Here is an 18,864-nt window from a genome sequence, read left to right on the forward strand (position 1 = left end):
CCCCCCCAGCCGTCGGCGCTCCCGGCGCGCGTGCCGCCTCAGGCGGCGGCGGGCCGGGCCCCGGCCGCCGGCGCCGGCCACTCCCGGTACCAGCGCAGCTCCGCCTCCAGCTGGGCGGCCACCTGCACCAGCAGCGGTTCGCTGTTGGCCGGGCCCAGCAACTGGGCGCCCACCGGCAGGCCGTCCGGCGTGAACCCGGCCGGCACGTTGACCGCCGGCCAGCCGAGCACGTTCCACGGCCAGGCGTACGGACAGGCGGCGATCATCGCCCGGTCGGTGGCGAAGCCGCTGAGTTCCAGCAGGGCGCCGATGCGCGGCGGGGGAGCGGCCGTCGTGGGCGCGAGGACGACGTCGTAGGAGGTGAAGAACGCGCCGACGCGGCGGTGCAGCACGGCCTCCGCCCGCCGGGCCGCCCGCAGCGGGGCCCCGCCGAGGAGCCGGCCCAGCCGGGCCGCGTCCCGGGTGCGCCGGTCCAGCAGCGCCGGGAAGGGCGCCTCACCCACCCGCTCGGCGATCCCGGCCGTCGCACGCGGCACGAAGGTCAGCCCGATCTGCCCGTACGGCGGGTCGGCCTCCTCGACCCGGTGCCCCAGGGCGGCGAGCCGCTCGGCGAGTTCGACGACCCGGGCCCGGACGACCGGCAGGAGACGTGCGGGCACCGCCGTGAACGGCGGTTTGAGGGAGAGGGCGACACGCAGCCGTCCGGGGTCGCGGCCCACGGCGCCGGACACGTCGACGGCCGGGGGCCGGTGCGGGTCCCGGGCGTGGTTGCCGCTCGCCGCGTCCAGCAGCAGGGCCGCGTCGGCGACCGTGCGGGCGAGGGTGCCGTTGACGGTGATGCCCTGGAAGGACTCGCCGCGCGGCCAGGTGGAGATCCGGCCGCGCTGCGGCTTGATGCCCACGAGATGCGTCCAGGCGGCCGGGATGCGCACCGACCCGGCACCGTCGGAGCCGAGCGCGGCGGGCACCAGGCCGGCGGCGACCGCCGCCGCCGAGCCGCCCGAGGAACCGCCGGGCGTGTGGTCCGCGCTCCACGGGTTCCGGGTCGCGCCGAACGCGGGCCCCTCGGTGAAGGGCCACTGGCCGAACTCGCAGGTGTTGGTCTTGCCCACGACGACCGCCCCGGCCGCGCGCAGGCGCCGCACGGCCTCGCCGTCCTCGGCGACCGGCGGGAACTCGCCGCAGCAGCCGAACGCGGTCGGTTCGCCGGCCACGTCCATGTCGTCCTTGACGGCCACGGGCACGCCGAGCAGCGGCCTGCGGACGCCGGCGGCCAGGTCCCGGTCGGCCGCGTCGGCTTCGGCGAGCGCCGCGTCCCACCGCACGATCCGGAAGGCGTTGAGGCTGTTCTGCGTCGCCTCGACGCGCGCCAGGGTGCGCTCGGTCAGCACCCGTGACGTCACCTCCCCGGCGGCCAGCGCGCGGGCGGTCTCCACCAGGCCTGGGGCACGGTCGAGCGTCATGCGGACACCTCCGGAAGCGGCTCTTCTACCGAACGGTAACGTCCGGTGGCCGGCGGGGGAACGCCGTCGTCGGGAGTGGACGTTCACCCACGGGCCACGTCTTCCTCACTGGGCTCATCCGTTGCTGTTCAAACCATTGACGGCCGCCCGCTCCGCCCCTACGTTCTGAGCCCCCACTCGCTGATCGAGAGACCGAACTATGTTCGGCATGTCGAATCGGACGCTCAAGGGAGAGCCGCCCGTGACCCCACACCCCGCCGCCCCGTCCCGCCGCACGCTCCTGCGCACCCTGGCCGCCGTACCCGCCTCGGCGGTGCTGCTGGGCGAGACACCCGGACTGCTCGGCAGCGCGTCGGCCGCAGCGCCCCCCGACGGCTCGGCCACGCGCTACACGATCGTGCCGTTCCTCGACAGCGACGACGGCACGGTCAACGTGTACCAGTCCGACGACGCCACCGACTTCCGCCTGCTGCGCTCCTCCGCCTACACCCCGCCGGCGGGCCGGATCCGGGACGCGAGCGTCATCAGGCACACCGACGGCTACTACTACGCCACCTACACCACGCGCACCTGGCAGGACACCAGCACGACGATCGGCTTCGCGCGCAGCTCCGACCGCGCCGACTGGACGTTCCTGTACGACTACACCGTCCCCGTCGCCAACCTGTCCCGGGCCTGGGCGCCCGAGTGGTTCGTCGACCACGACGGCAGCGTGCACGTCATCGTGTCCTGCTCCACGGTGAACGACCAGTGGATCTTCACGCCCTATCTGCTGAGGGCCGCCAACGCGGCCCTCACCGCGTGGAGTCCGCCGGTCGCCCTGGCCGGCATCGGCGCCAACCACATCGACACGTTCATCGTGCGGATCGGCTCCACCTACCACGCCTTCCCGAAGAACGAGACGACGAAGTACATCGAGTACGCCACCGCCTCCAGCCTCGCCGGGCCGTACACGATCCGCCGGACCGGCGACTGGGCCGGCTGGGGCAGCTACCGCGAGGGCCCGGCGCTGGTGCGGCTCGACAACGGCGGCTGGCGGATCTTCTTCGACGGCTACGGCGACGGGAACTACTACTACAGCGACAGCCACGACACCTTCGCCACCTGGACGGCACCGGCCGCACTGCCCGGGATCTCCGGCACGGCCCGGCACTTCACCGTCGTCAAGGAGACCGTGCCGGGCGGACCGAGCCTGGCCCGCGGCGTCACCCGCTCCTTCCGCTCGGCCAACTACCCGGCCCGCTACTGGCAGCAGCAGTCCTCCCTGCTCAACCTGCCGGTCGTCAGCGGCTCCAGCACCACCGCCGAGAAGCAGGCCGCCACGTTCACGGTCGTCGCCGGCCTCGCCGACGGCGGCGGCTGCTCCTTCCGCGACGCCGCCGGCAGGTATCTGCGCCACTGGGACTTCCGCGCGCGTTTCGACGCGAACGACGGCACGAGCACCTTCGCCGGGGACGCCACGTTCTTCCTCCGGGCCGGCACGGCGCCGGGCTCCGTGCGCTTCGAGTCGTACAACCACCCCGGCCACTACCTGCGCCACTACGCCTACCAGCTCCGGGTGGAGCGCTCGAACGGCACGGATCTGTTCCGCCAGGACAGCTCGTTCGTGCCGGTGTCCGCCTGGGCGTGAGCGGCCCCGCCGCGCCACCGGACGGCCGTCACCCCGGTGGCCGGGGCCACCGCGGACGCGTGGTCCGCGGTGATCCCGGCCGGAGGGGGATCAGCGGGTGAAGGTCACCCGGTGTTCTTTCAGGGAGCCGCAGTTGGAGCCGTACACCTGCACGTAGGTGTTGGCGATGCTGCCGCCCCAGTCGACGCAGTGTCCCTTGCCGTACGCGTAGGCCGGTCCGGCGTACGACGTGAACAGGCCCTCGTCGTAGTGGCTCTCCTCGGTGTCCGGGACGTAGATCCAGGCGGACATGTTCACCGCCGTGCCCGGGTTGTTGCGGATGGTCGCGACGCAGTTCTGCCCGTTGGCGGCGTTGTACGTCAGGTAGACCGTCCCCAGCGAGCCGACGGCCGCCGAGTTGACCGTCTTGTAGCCGCTGCCGCAGACCTTCTGCGGCGTGGTGTTGGGTGCGGCGGAGGCCGGCGCGGCCAGGGCGGTCATGGTCCCCAGCGACAGCGCCGCCACGGCGGACGTGGCGAGGACGGAACGGGCGAATCTCATATTTCCCCCTTGCAACTCTTCGAGGTGGTTGCTCCTGCATGGTGTGACCCGCCGGGAGCGCAAAGGGTTGTGCCTCATCTCCTGGTGAAAACAAGCCAGTTGACGGTCAGCGTGGCAGCAGTGGCGGTACCGGGTGCCCGAGGATGCCCGGATCCCGGCCGCTTCAATCGGCGGTCACCCGCACCGCACGGGAGATCCAGAGGATCTGTGCAGGGGCGACACACAGGCTGCACACAGACCGTCCGAAGTCTCGTTAGCGTTACGGCTCGATCCCACGTGCGAACGTGACCAGGTCGCGGCCGGCGAGCCGCCGGAACAGCCAGATCGGGAAGACCACACATGGACTACTGCTCCTCGTGCCGTCGGCACCTCAACGGCGCCTTGGTCTGCCCGGGGTGCGGCGCCTACGCCCCGGACATCGACCCCTCAGCCGGCGACGACGGCACCGGCCGGGCCCCGGCGACCGGGACCGCGACCGGCACCGCCCCCGTCGCGCGGGCCGTATGGAGTCACCCGGCCACCACAGGCACCTGGCACGACCTGACCGTGTGGGACGAGAGCCCGGCCTCCCCGGCCGGACGCCACGGCGACCCGGGCGGCCCCGAGGGCACCGCCGACGCGGGCCCGTCCGACGGCCACGGCGACCCCGGCCAAGGCGACCCCGGCCACGGCGACCCCGGCCCCGATGCGCCCGGCCCCGATGCGCCCGGCCTCCACGAGGCCCGGCCGCAGGGGAGGGCGGCCCGGCGGCGCCAGCTGGCCCGCTGGAAGAAGAACCAGCGCCGGGCCGTCGTCGCGACCGCCGTCGCACTCGTCGGCGGCGGGCTGACCGTCACCGCGATGAACGGCAGCGCGACGCCCGGCGTCCGCGCGGCCACCGCACCGCAGGACACCACCATGGGCGGCGCCGAGGGGCAGGCGCCGGCCGGCACCGAGCCGTCGGCCGGCCAGGACGCCACCCCGCGCTCCTCGCCCGCCGGCCCGCCGCGCGCCGACCGCGCCTCGCGCCACCAGCAGACCCGGGCCGCCGATCCCCGCACCCCACCCGCCGGCACCCGGACGGACGCCGCCACCCCGCCGCGCGAACTGCCGCTGACCACCCCGCCGCGCCGGACCACCGTCCCGGGCACCGCCGACACGGCCACCGGCACCACCGGCACCACCGGGACGTCCGGCTCCACCGGGTCCGGCGCCACCGAGCCGACGACGCCGCCCGCCGCCGGTGCGGACGCCCAGCAGCCCGCGCCCCCGGCGAGCGACCCGCCCCCGGCGAGCCCCACGTCGCCCACGGCCCCGCCGTCCGGCCAGCAGCCCCAGGAGCTGTGCCTGCTCGTCATCTGCCTCGGCTGAGCCGGTCCGGCGTGACATGCGGTGACCGCCGACGGCAGCGCTTCCTGCCGTCGGGGCATGGCCGACACGTGTTTCCGGCATCCGCGCCTCGCCGCGCTCTACGACCCGCTCGACCCCGACCCTCCCGACCTCGTGCCGTACCTGCGCATGGCTGAGGAGTTCGGGGCCCAGGAGATCACCGGGCCGGGACAGTGGCGAGCGACCCTGCGCGCGGCCCGAACCGCGTGATCGCTGGTGACATCCGGTGGACCTGCGTGGTCGCCGCCGACGGCCGGGTGCCGGCCTCGGAGTCGACGCTGCGCTTCCGTGAGCGGGACGAGGTCGAGGCGGAATTGACCGCGCACGCCTATGAGTTGGAAGAAGTGCGGGACGCGCCGGACCGGCCGGGGCGGGAGTTCGTGTTCGTCGCACGGCGTCCGGAACGCGGCCGCTGACCCTTGCCGCGCCGCCTCCGCGGCAAGCGGAATCCGACCGTACAATCCTGGCGACCAAATCGGGGGCGAGAACAGCGGGGGAGTCCGCGTGGAAACCATCATCGTGCAGTTGCCCGGTCCGTCGCACTGGGACGTGGACGAGCCGGGCAGACCGGAACTGATTCATCTGGGACCGGGGGACGTCGCGGACTTCGGCCGCGGCGGGACAGGGGTGCGCATCGTCCTGACCGACCCCGGCATCTCGCGCCGGGCCGGGCAACTGGAAGCCGCCGGCGACTACTGGCGGCTGTCCAACTTCAGCCGCAGCGTGTCGTACGTCGTGGAGAACCTGGAGGGCGCCGGCGAGTACCTCACCGTCGCGCCGGGGCGGCTCGGGGCGCCCGTGCCGTTCGAGTTCTCCCGCGTGGTGCTCCCGGCCCTGTCCGGCACCGCCGCGTTCAAGGTCTTCGCCCCCCAGCACGCCTACCTCGGCGAGGACTCCGTGCCGGGCGGCGGCGAACAGACCGTCCACCCCTTCGCCCTGGACCCCACCTCGAAGTACTTCCTCGTCCTGGTGGCCCTGTGCGAGCCCCGGCTGCGCGACCCGTCCGACTCGGCGCTGCCCGGCGTCGGGCAGATCGTGGAGCGGCTGCGGCCGCTGGAGTCCTGCCGGGACCTGACCCGCTCGGCCGTCAACTACCACATCGACTACCTGGCCTTCGCCAAACTCCGCCTGGACCTCGGCGAGGAGGCCGCGACCGGAGCCAAGCGCACCCGGCTCGCCTCCGTCGCCCTGCGCTTCGGCCTGGTGCGCGAGGAGCACCTGGCCCTGCTGCCGCCCCGCAACGCCGGCCGTCTCACCCCGCAGGAGGCCGGCGCGTGACCACCGGACGCGACACCCACGAGGACGACCTGGAGACACCCCGGCCCCGCCTCCCGGAGGGCTTCCGGATCGAGGGGTGGGAAGTGGGCGCGGTCATCGGCTCCGGCGGCTGGGGCACCGTCTACGAGGCCCGCGCCGTCGCCGACGGCACGCCCGCCGCCGTGAAGGTGCTGCCGACCGGCGCTCTGGGCCCCGGGCAGCGTGCCGCCCTCGGTGAACTCGTCGCCCGCGAGGTGCGTTTCAGCGCGGAGGCCGACCATCCGCACCTCGTCCGCACCCACGCCGTGTGCACCCTGCGGGCGCCGGACCTGCCCGCCCTGGACGGGGCGATCGCACTCGTCATGGACCGGGCCGAGGCCAGCCTGAAGGACGTCCTCGACGCCGCCGTGTCCGGCGTGCCGATCGACGGCGCCGAGCGGATCCTGCGCGGTGTCGCCGCCGGACTGGCCCACATGCACGCCGCCGGCTGGGTGCACGGCGACCTCAAGCCGGCCAACGTCCTGCTGGGCCCGGACGGGCAGGTGTGGCTGGCGGACTTCGGGCTCGCCACCGAACTCGACGGCACCCACGCCCACCTGCCGCCGCTCGGCACCCTGGACCACCTGCCGCCCGAGTGGTGGTCGCAGCGCACCGGCAGCGAGGGCGCCGTCGTCCGGCCCACCGCCGACATCTGGGCCTTCGGGGTCCTCGCCCACCAGGTCCTCACCGGCGGCCTGCACCCGTTCCCGGGCGCCACGGCCCGGGCCCGCTCCCTCGCCGCCCAGAGCTACGCCCGCGGCACCGTGTCCCTGCGCCTCGACGCCGGCCTCGGCGAGGAACTGCGGCGGCTGATCGCCGACTGCCTGGCACCCGGCCACACCGCCCGCCTCCCGCACACCGCCCGGAGCGTCGCGGACCGGGTCGAGGAGATCACGGGCGGTCCCGCGCGCCGCCGCCGGCGTCTCGTGCCGGCCGTCGCGGCCGGGATCGCCGTCGTGACCGCCGCCACGCTCACCGCCGTCGCCCTGCTCGGCACGGGCGGCGACACGCGGGACGACGACCGCGGCCGCGCAGCTCCCACCGCCACCGGCACCCGCGGCCTGCCACCCGGGGAGATACCCGCGGACTCCGACGTGCCCGAGTCGCTGCGCCCCATCATCACCCGCGCCGCCCACCGCTGCACCGACGAGGAGATCACCCCCGCCCTGCTCGCCGCGATGGTCAAGGCCGAGAGCGGCTTCGACCCGAAGGCCGCCCGCCCGGAGAGCGACGAGTACGGCATCGCCATGTGGACGCCCGGGGTGTTCAACGCCTGGGCGATCGACGGGGACGAGGACGGCGACAAGGACCACATGTCGCCGCCGGACGCCATCTCCACCATGGCGGGATACGTGTGCTGGCTCGACCAGCGCTTCAAGGAGGAAGGGCTGCCGAAGAAGGACCTGCCCGCCCTGGTCGCGGCCGGCTACCGCACCAGCGACCGCACGGTCATCGAGGAGCGCGGCGTTCCCGAGCGGGTACAGCCGCACGTCGACAAGGTGCTCCGCTACCTCGCCGAGTACCAGAGCTGAGGCACACGCACGCGAGCGGGAGGCGGAGCCTCGGCCCCGCCCCCCGCTCGTCCCCCGCTCCCGGTGGCGGCCCCGCTAGGAGCCGCACTCCGGTACGTCCGGCAGCCGGTTGTCCGGCGAGCTGATGTAGATGTTGGAGATGTAGCCCTTGTACTGGGGCAGGTAGGCCCACCACTCGTTGGTGTAGGGCGGCACGTTGACCACCTGGCCGCGGACCTGGCAGCCCACCAGCACCTCGACACCGGCCGGCAGCTGCGTGATCCGGTCGCTCGCGGTGGTGGGGCTCTTGCGGACGTTGACGAACTCGCTCCAGGTGCCGAACCACGTCCCGGCGGGTCGCACCCCGCCCGGCACGTTCAGCGAGCGGGTCAGCCGCCCGATGTCGGTGTACGCCTTGCCGTACGACGTGCCGACCGGGTGCGTGGTCAGCACGGCCACGATCGACCGGTCGTCGGGTCCCACCGTGCCGGTGCTGTGCAGGGCGGGGCGGGTGAGATCCACGTCCGCCGCCGCGCGCGGAGCGGCCGCCTCGGCCGTCCCGGCCCGGGCCGCCGCCGCGCCCTGCGGGCCGCAGGTGCCCTCCGCGTACTTGCCGGCCCAGCCCTGCTTCACCGCCCACGGGCGGTCGAACGCCCCGGCGATGCCGAAGTGCTGGTCGAACTTGTCGGAGGCGCAGCGCGTGGAGGCCCGCAGGTTGTCCATGATGAAGGTGCGCACGGGCGCGGGCGCCTTCTCCAGGATGTACCGGTAGATCGTCACCGTGTCCCGGGCGGACACGGCGGTGTAGCCCCAATAGCCCGGGTAGCCGGCGGGCGGCCCCTGGGTGTCGCGCAGGCCGAGCCGGGAGGACGAGGCCATCCGGTCGATGATCGCCGAGCCGCCGTAGGTCGACCAGTAGTGGTTGGCGGCGGCGTCGTCGCTGCTGCGCAGCATCGGCTCCAGGCGGGCCCGGTCGGCATCCGGGATGGTGTAGTCGGGCCCGCGGTTCCACAGGAAGTCCAGGGCCAGCAGCAGCTTCACCACCGAGGCCGACCGGAACTGCGCGCTCTCGTTGACCTGTTCGGTGAACGTGCCGGCCTGACGGTCGTAGACGGCGACGCCGGCCGTGACGCCCGGCGGTATCTGGGCGGCGGCCGCGGCCCGGCCGGTGCCGGCGGCCTCCCCGGTTCTCGGCTGTGCCGCCGCACCGCTGGTCAGCGACGCGACGGTGACGACGGCCGCGAGCGCCGCGGCGCCGCGCAGGAGCATGCGCATGGTTGCCCTTCCTGGTCTGCCGGTGGTCTGCCGGTGGTCCCCGGGGAACCTGGCCCCCCGTGGCCGACACAGTAGGAACCGGGACGCGCGTCCGGTCCTGACGAATGTCAGGGCACCGTCCCCCCCGGCGCTGCGATACGGCCGAAAAGCGCTCGACGACCGCCGCGGCCCTCGCCTACGATCCACGGCGCGGCATCGCGTGCCGGTCACCGTCCGGGTGAGGCATGGAGGCGCCGTGGAGATGCCCGTGGAGGCATTGACCGTGTCAGTCGAGTTCAACCACACCATCGTGCTGTCCCGTGACCGGGACGAGTCCGCTCACTTCCTCGCGAAGATCCTGGGACTGCGGGTCGGGGAACCGACCGGGGTGTTCCTGCCGGTGACGACCGCCAACGGCGTCACGCTGGACTTCCTCACCATCGACGCCGACATTCCCATGCAGCACTACGCGTTTCTCGTCTCCGAGGACGAGTTCGACGAGGCCCTGGCCCGTCTCGTCGAGGCCCGGATCCCCATCCAGGCCGACCCGCACGGCAATCACCCGCGCCGCATCAACCGCCATGACGGCGGCCGAGGCGTCTACTTCCTCGACCCGGCCGGCCACGGCCTGGAGATCATCACCCGCCCCTACGGCACCGATCCGTCCTCTCCCCTGAACGGGGTCACGGAGGAGGTGCCCGGGGCCGTCTGAGCCGGCGTCCCGTCTCGTGCGGCGGCTGAACGGCCGTTCAGCCGCCGTCCGGGCTCCGGCGCTTCCCGAACGGCGGCGGGTCCCACGCCGGGGGCGAGGAGCCCCGCCGTCCGGGCCGGGATCAGGCGTCCACCCGTACCGCGCACGACCAGCCGTAGGGGTCGGGCCCGATCCGCAGTTCCTCCCACGCCACCGCCGTCGGAACCGCCCCGGTGATCTCCACGTCCGCGAGAGCGGTGACCGCGAGGCGGACGTCCAGACCTCCGTCGGCCTCGTCCGCCTCCACGTCGACGGGCACCTGGCCGTACTCCTCCAGCCGGAAGAGGACCTCGTCCAGCAGCGCGGCGAGCAGGTCGTCGTCACTGGCCGCGCCCAGCCGCACCCGGTCCACGGCCGTGGGGCGCACCCCGGACAGGTCCGCGAAACACTCCACCATCGCGACGACGGCTTCCGCCAGACAGTGCTCCCGGCACGCCGCCCACGCCTCGATCCGGATGTCGCCCCGGTGCGGCACCGCCCGGTGCCCGCACGCGCCCGGCTGCCGTCCCTGTCCGCCGTCTCCCGTGTCACCGCCCATGAACATCGCGTGCCCGAAGCCGGGGCTCCCATGCGGAGTCGCGCCCTCGACGGCGTGTCAGAGGGGCTCGTCCGCGAGGTAGGGAGGGGCCGGCTCGTACTGGATGGCGCGGCGTACCTCCCGCGCGTGGTCCCGGCCGTGCAGCCGGCCGACCAGCCACAGGGCGCTGTCGATACCGGCCGAGACGCCCTGGCTGGTGACCAGGTTGCCGTCGACCACATAGCGGGCGTCCCGCACCACCGTCACGTCGCCGCGCGCCTGCAGGGTGTCCTCGTGGCTCCGGTGGGTCGCCACCCGGCGCCCGCGGGCCGGTCCCGCCGCGTGCAGCAGGAACGTGCCGGTGCACACGCCGTGCACCCACGCGGCCCGACCGGCCGTCCCGCCGATCCAGCCGGTCACCACCGGGTTGTGCACCTGCACCTCCCGGGCACCCCGGCCGCCCGGCACGTGCAGCACGTCCAGCGGCGGATGGTCGTCCAGCGTGTGGTCGGGCAGGACGCGCAGGCCCTTGTTGCAGCGGACCGGGCCGGGACGCTCGGCGACGAGCACCGCCCGGTCGGTCTCGCCGCGCAGTCGCGCCGAGACGGTGAAGACCTCCCAGGGGCCCACGAAGTCGAGTTCCTCGGCCTCCTCGAAGACCAGCAGGCCATAGGTCGTCATACGGATCGTCCCTCCTCCGGAACGGGGCGGGCGCCGGGTGCGCCCGCGGTGGATCGGAACCGGGCGCGGTAGTCCGACGGTGCGACGCCGAGCCGGCGGTGGAAGGTGCGGCGCAGGGTCTCGGCGGTGACGAAACCGCAGCTGCGGGCGATCGCCTCCACCGGTTCGTCCCCCTCGCTGAGCGCGCGCCGGGCCGCCTCGACACGCACCCGCTCGACGTACGCGGCCGGCGGCACGCCCAGTTCGGCGGTGAACCGGCGCTGGAGGTGGCGCGGGCTCAGTCCGGCCCGCGCGGCGAGCCCGGCGATGTCGTGCCGGGCCCCCGGGTCGGCGTGGATCGCGGCGACCGCGGCCCGCACCGGGTCCGTCGCCGGCTGCCGTGACCACAGCGCCACACTGAACTGCGACTGGCCGCCGGGCCTGCGCAGGAACAGCACCAGCCGGCGCGCCACCGCGTGCGCCACGTCCCGGCCCCGGTCGTCCTCCACCAGGGCGAGCGCCAGGTCCATCCCGGCGGTCACCCCGGCCGACGTCCACACCGGCCCGTCCCGGACGAAGATCGGGTCGCAGTCCACGCGCACCCCGGGATGCTCCCGGGCCAGTTGCTCCCCGCGCGCCCAGTGCGTGGTGACCCGGCGCCCCTCCAGCAGGCCCGCGGCCGCCAGCAGGAACACGCCGCTGCACACGGAGGCGACCCGCCGGGCACCGGCCGCCGCGGCCGCGACCCACGAGACCAGCGCCTCGTCCTCGCGGGCCAGGTCGACACCCCGGCCCCCCACCACGACGAGGGTGTCCGTCCCGGCCGGGTCCAGGTCCGCCACGCCGTGCGCGGCGTGCACGAGCAGGCCGCTGCCCGAGCGGACCGGGCCCGCCCGGCGCGCCACGACCTCGCAGGTGTAGCCGCCCGCACCGTGGAACACCTCGTGCGGGCCGGTCAGGTCGAGGGGCTGGAAGCCGTCGAAGACGACGAAGACGACGCGGTGATCGGTCACCCCTCCACGCTCCACCGGCCCGGATCACGGCGTCAACGACACGCATCCCACAGATCGCGCCATGGGACACCCGCCCCTGCCGGGGTACCTCGGGACTCAAGGGGAGAGGAGGCTCCCGATGAACTCCCAGACGGTCGCCGTGCCCGTCGGCGGCGCGGCCCTCACCGGCGATCTGACCGTGCCGCAGGCCGCCCGCGCGGTCGTGCTGTTCGCGCACGGCAGCGGCAGTTCCCGGCACAGTCCCCGCAACCGGCAGGTCGCGGCCGGCCTGCGCACCGCCCGGCTCGGCACGCTGCTCATCGACCTGCTCACCGAGGAGGAGGAGCGGCAGGACACGCTCACCGCGGCACTCCGCTTCGACATCCCGCTGCTGGGCGGCCGCCTGGTGGCCGCCGTCGACGAACTGGCGCGGTGGCCGGCCACCCGCGGCCTGCCCGTGATCCTGTTCGGGGCCAGCACCGGCGCGGCCGCCGCCCTCGTCGCCGCGGCCGAGCGGCCCGGCCGGGTGCAGGCGGTCGTCTCGCGCGGCGGGCGCCCCGACCTGGCCGGCGACGCCCTGGGCGCCGTACGCGCCCCGGTGCTGCTGATCGTGGGGGGCCGGGACCGGCACGTGCTCTGGCTCAACGAGGAGGCGGCCCGCCGGCTGCACGTCCCGCACACCCTCCACGTGGTGCCCGGCGCGACCCACCTGTTCGAGGAGCCGGGCGCGCTGGAGCAGGTCACCGAGAGGGTCCGGCGGTGGTGCGTCGAACAGCTGCGGACCGCGGCGGGCTGACCCACGGAGTCCCGTCCCTCCGGGCACGTGGCGCGTCCGCGCCGCGAGCGGGGTGCTGCGGTGATCCGGAGTGCCCGGCCGGGCGCGCCCCGCCGTTCGCCCGGGCGGGGGTGCGCGGCGCGCATCGTCCGTCGGGCCGCGGGGTACGCGGGAGCCCCACCGGATGGGACGACCTCTCCCGTGCCGGAAGCGGAGGTGACCGTCATGCGGTTCCGTGATCGTCGGCAGGCCGGCGGGGAACTGGCCGAAACACTGCGCACCCGGCAGCGCGAGGGCGCCCTGCCCGACCCCGTCGTACTCGCCCTGCCCCGCGGCGGCGTCGCCGTGGCCCGCGAGGTCGCCGCGGCCCTGCGCGCCCCGCTCGACGTGCTCGTGGTACGCAAGATCGGGGCGCCCTCCCACGAGGAGCTCGGGGTCGGCGCGATGGCCGGGGACGAGGTGCCCCTCCTCGACGAGGACGCCCTGCGCCACCTGGGCATCCGCGACAGCGCCCTGGCCCCCGTCATCGAGCGGGAACGCGCGGAACTGCGCCGCCGCGAACGGCTCTACCGCCAGGGCCGCCCCGCGCCCGACCTGCGGGGACGGACCGTGATCGTCGTCGACGACGGCCTGGCCACCGGCTCCACGGCCCGGGCCGCGCTGCGCTTCGTGCGCCGTCAGGAACCCGAGCGGGTGGTGCTGGCGGCGCCGGTGTGCTCCCCGGAGGCCGCCGGGCTGATGCGCGCCGAGGCCGACGAGGTGGTCTGCCTGTACACACCGGCCGCGTTCCTGGCCGTGGGCCAGTGGTACGAGGACTTCGGGCAGCTGACGGACCAGGACGTCCTGGAAGCGCTCCAGGTGTCCCTTTGACCATGTGTTCATCCCGCGGGAGTGGCGGAAACCAGCCATCCGGGACCACGATGGCCGTCCCCCCCCCGCACCAGGAGTGACCCGTGAACGTCTCGCTCTCCGTGTGGCTGCTGACCGTGGCAGCCCTCTGCGTGCTCGTCGCCGTCGACTTCCTCATCGGCCGCAAGCCCCACGACGTGTCGCTGAAGGAAGCGGGGACGTGGACGGTGGTGTGGATCGTCCTGGCCGCCCTGTTCGGACTGGGGCTGTGGTACTTCGGCGGCAGTGGGCCGGCGGGCGAGTTCTTCGCCGGGTACATCACCGAGAAGTCGCTGAGCGTCGACAACCTCTTCGTCTTCGTCCTGATCATGGCGAAGTTCGCGGTGCCCTCGCAGTACCAGCAGCGCGTGCTCATGGTCGGCGTCGTGATGGCGCTGGTGCTGCGGACCGTGTTCATCGCGGCCGGCGCGGCGATCATCTCCGCCTTCTCCTGGGTCTTCTACCTCTTCGGCGCGTTCCTGATCTGGACCGCCTGGAAGCTGGTCCAGGACGCCCGCAAGGAGGAGCACGAGGAGGAGTACCAGGAGAACAAGCTGCTGAAGGCGGCGGAACGCCGCTTCGGCGTCGCGGACCGCTATCACGGCACCAAGCTGTTCATCACCGAGAACGGCAAGCGCGTCATGACCCCGATGCTGGTCGTGATGCTCGCGATCGGCTCCACCGACGTGCTGTTCGCCCTCGACTCGATCCCCGCCATCTACGGGCTGACCCAGGACCCCTACATCGTCTTCACGGCCAACGCGTTCGCCCTGATGGGCCTGCGCCAGCTGTACTTCCTCATCGGCGGCCTGCTGAAGAGGCTGGTCCACCTCTCCTACGGCCTGTCGATCATCCTGGGCTTCATCGGCGTGAAGCTGGTGCTGCACGCGCTGCACGAGTCCGGCGTGCACGTGCCGGAGATCAGCATCCCCTTCTCGCTCGGTTTCATCGTGCTGGTCCTGACCGTCACCACGATCACCAGCCTGCGCGCCTCGGCGAAGCGGCAGGCGGCGGAGCGGAAGTCCGAGGAGGGACGGAGCGCCGCCGACTCCCGGTGAGCCGGTCCACGGCGCCGCCGGCTCCCGTCACACGACACCGTCCGCGCGCAGCGCCGCCACCTCCGCCCCGCTGCGGCCCAGTTCGGCGAGGATCGCCCCGGTGTGCTCGCCCACGTCCGGTACGGGGTCCATGCGCGCCGGCAGGCCCTCCAGGTCGGCGGGCGGCAGCAAGGCCTCCACCGTGGCGCCGGGCACACCGACCTCGGTCCAGCGGCCACGGGCCGCCAGCACGGGGTGGTCCAGGAACGCGGCGACGTCGTTGACCGACGCGCAGGCGATGCCGAGCCGCTCCAGGTCCCCGAGGATCTCGTCGGCCGGGGAGCTCGCGCAGCGGGCGGCGACGACCGTGTCGAGTTCCTCGCGGTGGGCGACGCGGTCGGAGGCGGTGGCGAAGCGCGGATCCTCGACGAGGTCCGGCCGGCCGAGGAACCCGGCGCACAGGGCCGCCCACTCCCGCTCGTTCTGGATGGAGAACAGCACCTCCCTGCCGTCGGCGGCCGGGTACGTCCCGTAGGGCGCGATGGTGGCGTGCCGGGTGCCGAGGCGCGGGGGCTGGGTGCCGCCGTGCCGGGTGTAGTAGGCGGGCTGGCCCATCCACTCCGCGAGCGCCTCGAACAGGGACACCTCGACCGGGTGGGCCCTGCCCGTGACGGCGCGGGTGTACAGGGCCGTGAGGACGCCGCTGTACGCGTACATGCCCGCGGCGATGTCGGCCACCGAGATCCCCGTCCGGGCCGTCGCCTCCGGGGTGCCCGTGAGGGACACCAGTCCCGTCTGGCACTGCACGAGCAGGTCGTACGCCTTGCGGTCGGCCCAGGGGCCGGTCGTGCCCCAGCCGCTGATCGTGCACGGGATGAGCCGGGGGCGGTGGCGGGTGACGGTGGCGGCGTCCAGTCCGAGCCGGCCGGCGGCGCCCGGGGCGAGGTTCTGCACGAACACGTCGGCGCCGTCGAGGAGGTCGTGCAGGATCTCGCGGCCCCGCGGGTCCTTCAGGTCCAGCGTGAGGGACTCCTTAGAGCGGTTGATCCACACGAAATAGCTGGAGTGGCCGTGCACGGTCGTGTCGTAGCGTCGGGCGAAGTCACCGCCGCCGGGGCGTTCCACCTTGATCACCCGGGCCCCGAGGTCGGCGAGCTGCCGGGTGGCGTAGGGCGCGGCCACCGCCTGCTCCAGGCTGACCACCGTGACCCCGGACAGGGGATACCGCTGCACGCTCATGCCTCAAGCTCCTGATCCTCGTACGACAGGGCCCCGACAGTCTCTCCCAGGGCTGGAGTGCCGGGGAGGGCGACGGGAGCGACGTGGATCACGCACGGGTGACGGGGCCGGACCGAACCCGGTGGGGGAGGGCCGGGCGGGCCCGGGCGGGGGAGGGGCCGGCTCCGGCGTCCGCCGGACCGGCCGGCCCGGCGGCCGCCCGGCGCGTGCCGGCTGCGGCGTGCGTTCACGTGCCCGGCGTGCGGCAGCCGGACCGCCCGCGGCGCGTGACCGTCCGTGGCGCGTGACCGTCCGCGCGCGTGACCGTCACGGCCGTGGCCCCGGCCCGGCCGTGCGGGCCGGGTGAGGGCCGCCGCCGTGGGCGTGGCGGCCGGCGCCGCGGTGCCGGGCGAGGGCCACCGCCGTCAGCGCGGCGACCAGGGCGCACACCCCGGGCCACCCGAAGCGGGCGTACGCGCGCGTGCCCAGCCACGAGCCGGCGGCACCCCCGAGGTACGCGCAGGTCATGTACGCGGTGGTGAGCCGGCTGCGCACCTCGGCCCGCAGGGCCTGGATCCGCACCGTGTTGGCGACCATGCCCGACTGCATCCCGACGTCGAGCAGCAGCGTGCCCGCGACGAGGGCCGCCACGCCCGGCACACCACCCAGCCCGCCGAGGGCCAGGACCGCCGCCGAGCCGCCCACCAGCCGGAAGCACGCCCGGTTCACCGCGTCCGGCCCCCGCCGGTCGACCAGGCGGCCCGCTACCGGCGTGCACACCATGGTCACCGCGTTGACCAGCGCCAGCAGCCCCACCGCCCCCGCCCCGAGACCGTACGCGGGTCCGGTGAGCAGCGGCGCCACCCCGGTCCACACGGCGGAGAAGCCGGCGAAGACCAGGGCCTGGTAGAGGCAGGAGCGGCGCAGGGCGGGTTCCGTGCGCAGCAGTCGCAGCGGCGCCGCGAGCAGGGCCGGGTAGGGCTGGGCCGGGGGCGCCGCCGTGCGCGGCACCAGGCGGGCCGCGAGGACGGCCACCGCCAGGGTCAGCACGGCGGCGAGCACGTACGGTGCCCGCCAGCCCAGCCGGTCGCCGAGCATCCCGCCGGCGGCGCGCGACAGCAGCATCCCCGCGAGGGAACCGCTCAGCAGCGTGCCGCCGGTGACACCCCGTCGCTCCTCGGGCACCAGGTGGGCCGCCAGCGGGCCGGCCAGCGGCGCCACCACCGTCGTCACCCCGACCAGGGCACTCGCGGCGATCAGCGGCACCAGGCCCGGCGCGGCGCTCGCGGCGCACAGGCCGAGGCCGGTCAGCGTGAGCAGCGTGACCAGCAGCGGCCGGTGTGCGAAGCGGTCGCCGAGCGGGACCAGCAGCCAGATCCCGGCCGCGTAACCGCACTGCGTCGCGGTGACGACACCCGCGGCCGCGTCCGGGGAGACACCCAGGCCGGACGCCACCAACGGGCTGACGGCCTGCGGGAAGTAGACGTTGCCCACGGCCGCGCCGCAGACGACGGCCAGCGCCAGGATCACCCGGGGACGTGCTTCCGGACGCGCAGTACGCTGCCGGTGGTCGTGTCGCGTCATGGACCGAAGTGCACCGCGCGGCCGGGTGGTTGCCAAAGGATGTAGCGGAGGCCTCAATGATCAGCTTCCGGCTCGGCGTCGAGGACCTCGCCGACACCCGCTTCGCGATCTCGCCCCTGCGCGAGGTGATGGGCAGCCTGCGCGCCCTGCGGGCCCCCGCCCTCTACCCCCTGCACGTCCGCTGGCGCGCCGCCGTGCTCGCGGCCCTCGACCCGGCCGACGCCCGGCTGCTGGCCGCCCTGGTCGGGGACACCCTGGCGCTGCCCGACTTCCTGACTCCCAGACCCGCGTCCTTCGCTCCCACGCTCGACGAGCAACTGGCCGTCGTCCGTGCCACGCCCCCACCGACCGTTCGCCGCGATCTGCGCGCCGCCCACGCGCCCCGGCCGCTGCCCGGCGCCCTGCGGGCCGCGGACGCGCCCGGCGACGCCCCGGTGGCGGAGTTGCTGGAGGAACTGTGCGCGCTGCTGCGCCGCTACTGGGAGGCCGCGCTGCTGCCGTCCTGGCCGCGGATGCGCCTCGTGCTGGAGGCCGACGTCACCCACCGGGCCCGTCACCTGGCCGCGGGCGGTGCCCGGTCGCTCTTCTCCGGCCTCCACCGCAACCTGCGCTGGAACGACGGGGTGCTGCACATCGACCGGATGCGGGGACACCATCACGTGGACGCCTCCGGCCGGGGCCTGCGCCTGGTGCCGTCGGTGTTCGCGCACCAGCCGGCGCCCCCGGTCGGTGCCGGGGAACCGCCGATGCTCGCCTACCCGAGCCGGGGCACCGCCACCTTGTGGGAACCGGAGCCCGAGCCCGGCGCCCCCGCTCTCGCGGCCCTGCTCGGCGCGCCCCGCAGCACGCTGCTGCGGCTGCTGGCCGAGCCCCTGCCGACGGTGGAGCTGGCCCGGCTCCTCGGGGTCACCCCGAGCGCCGTTTCCCAGCACCTGCGTGTGCTGTACGCGTCGGGCCTGGTCACCCGGGCCCGCGACGGCCGCCGGGTCCTGTACCGGCGCAGCGCGCTCGGGGACCGGCTGGCCGCACCGGACCCGGCGCGGGTGGCCGGCGGGCTCCGGGAGGGCCGCTAGACACCGGTCCCGGCCGGGACCGGTCCGGGCGCGGGCCGGCCGCGGGAGACGACGCGGGCGCCGCCGTCGTCGACCACCCGGACCTGGAGCGAGCCGCAGCCGCAGCGCGCCCATTCCGTGTGGCCCGTCGCGGTGGTGTGCCGGGACAGCAGCCGGAAGGGGGCGTGCGCGTCCGGCCGGCCACAGTGCGGGCAGACGGTGCCGGGGGTGCTGGTCATGGGTGAACTCCTCGTCCCTCGTGGCGGTTCGGCCGTCGCGACACAGCCAGGGTGCGCCCGGCGCTCCGTGCACGTCCAGGTTGACTTCG

18 protein-coding genes and 1 pseudogene are annotated in these 18,864 nt (G+C 74.7%); 10 read left to right on the forward strand and 9 right to left on the reverse strand.

Annotated elements, in window-relative coordinates:
• Nucleotides 1-38 precede the first annotated feature (38 nt).
• The gene (locus ACF07N_RS23435; protein ID WP_392116113.1) at nt 39-1,463 is read right to left on the reverse strand and encodes an amidase; all 1,425 of its coding nucleotides are present in this window, start codon (nt 1,461-1,463) and stop codon (nt 39-41) included.
• 208 nt (nt 1,464-1,671) lie between these two features.
• Here ACF07N_RS23435 and ACF07N_RS23440 point away from each other — a divergent pair, with 208 nt between their 5' ends.
• The gene (locus ACF07N_RS23440; protein WP_392116115.1) at nt 1,672-3,093 is read left to right on the forward strand and encodes a glycoside hydrolase family 43 protein; all 1,422 of its coding nucleotides are present in this window, start codon (nt 1,672-1,674) and stop codon (nt 3,091-3,093) included.
• Nucleotides 3,094-3,183: 90 nt separating this feature from the next.
• Here the strand turns inward: ACF07N_RS23440 and ACF07N_RS23445 are convergent, their stop codons facing one another.
• Nucleotides 3,184-3,633 (reverse strand): spore-associated protein, encoded by a 450-nt coding sequence (locus tag ACF07N_RS23445; protein WP_392116118.1) that lies wholly within the window; start codon nt 3,631-3,633, stop codon nt 3,184-3,186.
• 339 nt (nt 3,634-3,972) lie between these two features.
• Between ACF07N_RS23445 and ACF07N_RS23450 the strand changes: the two genes are divergently transcribed.
• The 4 genes and pseudogenes from ACF07N_RS23450 (at nt 3,973) to ACF07N_RS23465 (ending at nt 7,829) form a co-directional block, all read left to right on the forward strand.
• Nucleotides 3,973-4,983 carry a hypothetical protein gene (locus ACF07N_RS23450; RefSeq protein WP_392116121.1) on the forward strand — a complete coding sequence of 337 codons (1,011 nt, stop codon included), beginning with the start codon at nt 3,973-3,975 and terminating at the stop codon, nt 4,981-4,983.
• 57 nt (nt 4,984-5,040) lie between these two features.
• Nucleotides 5,041-5,417 (forward strand): annotated as a pseudogene (locus ACF07N_RS23455) (hypothetical protein).
• 88 nt (nt 5,418-5,505) lie between these two features.
• Complete coding sequence (locus ACF07N_RS23460) at nt 5,506-6,279, forward strand: serine/threonine protein kinase (RefSeq protein WP_392116123.1); 774 nt, start codon at nt 5,506-5,508, stop codon at nt 6,277-6,279.
• Entirely contained in the window at nt 6,276-7,829 is a 1,554-nt protein-coding gene (locus ACF07N_RS23465; protein ID WP_392116126.1) for a protein kinase, read from the forward strand. Before ACF07N_RS23460 ends, ACF07N_RS23465 begins: the two co-directional genes overlap by 4 nt.
• Before the next feature lie 75 nt (nt 7,830-7,904).
• Here ACF07N_RS23465 and ACF07N_RS23470 read toward each other — a convergent pair whose 3' ends face one another.
• Nucleotides 7,905-9,083, reverse strand: a complete 1,179-nt coding sequence (locus ACF07N_RS23470) for a hypothetical protein (protein ID WP_392116128.1) — start codon at nt 9,081-9,083, stop codon at nt 7,905-7,907.
• Between the two features lie 262 nt (nt 9,084-9,345).
• Here ACF07N_RS23470 and ACF07N_RS23475 point away from each other — a divergent pair, with 262 nt between their 5' ends.
• Complete coding sequence (locus tag ACF07N_RS23475; RefSeq protein ID WP_383332351.1) at nt 9,346-9,774, forward strand: VOC family protein; 429 nt, start codon at nt 9,346-9,348, stop codon at nt 9,772-9,774.
• Between the two features lie 121 nt (nt 9,775-9,895).
• Here ACF07N_RS23475 and ACF07N_RS23480 read toward each other — a convergent pair whose 3' ends face one another.
• From ACF07N_RS23480 to ACF07N_RS23490, 3 genes are read right to left on the reverse strand one after another with little or no spacing between them, the layout of a single operon-like run.
• The gene (locus tag ACF07N_RS23480; protein ID WP_383332349.1) at nt 9,896-10,351 is read right to left on the reverse strand and encodes an archease; all 456 of its coding nucleotides are present in this window, start codon (nt 10,349-10,351) and stop codon (nt 9,896-9,898) included.
• A gap of 57 nt (nt 10,352-10,408) precedes the next feature.
• On the reverse strand, nt 10,409-11,011 hold the full coding sequence (locus tag ACF07N_RS23485) for a DJ-1/PfpI family protein (protein WP_392116132.1): 603 nt from the start codon (nt 11,009-11,011) through the stop codon (nt 10,409-10,411).
• The gene (locus ACF07N_RS23490) at nt 11,008-12,003 is read right to left on the reverse strand and encodes a GlxA family transcriptional regulator (RefSeq protein ID WP_392116135.1); all 996 of its coding nucleotides are present in this window, start codon (nt 12,001-12,003) and stop codon (nt 11,008-11,010) included. Before ACF07N_RS23490 ends, ACF07N_RS23485 begins: the two co-directional genes overlap by 4 nt.
• A gap of 118 nt (nt 12,004-12,121) precedes the next feature.
• On the opposite strand from ACF07N_RS23490, the gene ACF07N_RS23495 reads away from it, so the two are divergent.
• From ACF07N_RS23495 to ACF07N_RS23505, 3 genes are all read left to right on the forward strand, one after another.
• Nucleotides 12,122-12,778 carry a dienelactone hydrolase family protein gene (locus ACF07N_RS23495; protein WP_392116138.1) on the forward strand — a complete coding sequence of 219 codons (657 nt, stop codon included), beginning with the start codon at nt 12,122-12,124 and terminating at the stop codon, nt 12,776-12,778.
• A gap of 204 nt (nt 12,779-12,982) precedes the next feature.
• Nucleotides 12,983-13,627 carry a phosphoribosyltransferase gene (locus tag ACF07N_RS23500; protein WP_383332341.1) on the forward strand — a complete coding sequence of 215 codons (645 nt, stop codon included), beginning with the start codon at nt 12,983-12,985 and terminating at the stop codon, nt 13,625-13,627.
• A gap of 83 nt (nt 13,628-13,710) precedes the next feature.
• Nucleotides 13,711-14,703 carry a TerC family protein gene (locus ACF07N_RS23505; protein WP_392116141.1) on the forward strand — a complete coding sequence of 331 codons (993 nt, stop codon included), beginning with the start codon at nt 13,711-13,713 and terminating at the stop codon, nt 14,701-14,703.
• A gap of 27 nt (nt 14,704-14,730) precedes the next feature.
• Here ACF07N_RS23505 and ACF07N_RS23510 read toward each other — a convergent pair whose 3' ends face one another.
• A complete protein-coding gene (locus ACF07N_RS23510) occupies nt 14,731-15,921 on the reverse strand; it encodes a CaiB/BaiF CoA transferase family protein (RefSeq protein WP_392116143.1) in 1,191 nt (396 codons plus the stop codon).
• Nucleotides 15,922-16,227: 306 nt separating this feature from the next.
• Nucleotides 16,228-17,484, reverse strand: coding sequence for an MFS transporter (locus ACF07N_RS23515; protein ID WP_392116146.1), 1,257 nt, complete (start codon nt 17,482-17,484; stop codon nt 16,228-16,230).
• 56 nt (nt 17,485-17,540) lie between these two features.
• Here ACF07N_RS23515 and ACF07N_RS23520 point away from each other — a divergent pair, with 56 nt between their 5' ends.
• Nucleotides 17,541-18,557: a helix-turn-helix domain-containing protein gene (locus tag ACF07N_RS23520; protein ID WP_392116149.1), complete on the forward strand. Its 1,017-nt coding sequence runs from the start codon at nt 17,541-17,543 to the stop codon at nt 18,555-18,557.
• Here ACF07N_RS23520 and ACF07N_RS23525 read toward each other — a convergent pair.
• A complete protein-coding gene (locus tag ACF07N_RS23525) occupies nt 18,554-18,775 on the reverse strand; it encodes a hypothetical protein (RefSeq protein WP_392116151.1) in 222 nt (73 codons plus the stop codon). The two genes, ACF07N_RS23520 and ACF07N_RS23525, sit on opposite strands and share 4 nt — an antisense overlap.
• Nucleotides 18,776-18,864 lie beyond the last annotated feature (89 nt).

Origin of the sequence: Streptomyces sp. NPDC015242 (genome assembly GCF_043079125.1) — a bacterium.
Taxonomy (GTDB): Bacteria; Actinomycetota; Actinomycetes; order Streptomycetales; family Streptomycetaceae; genus Streptomyces.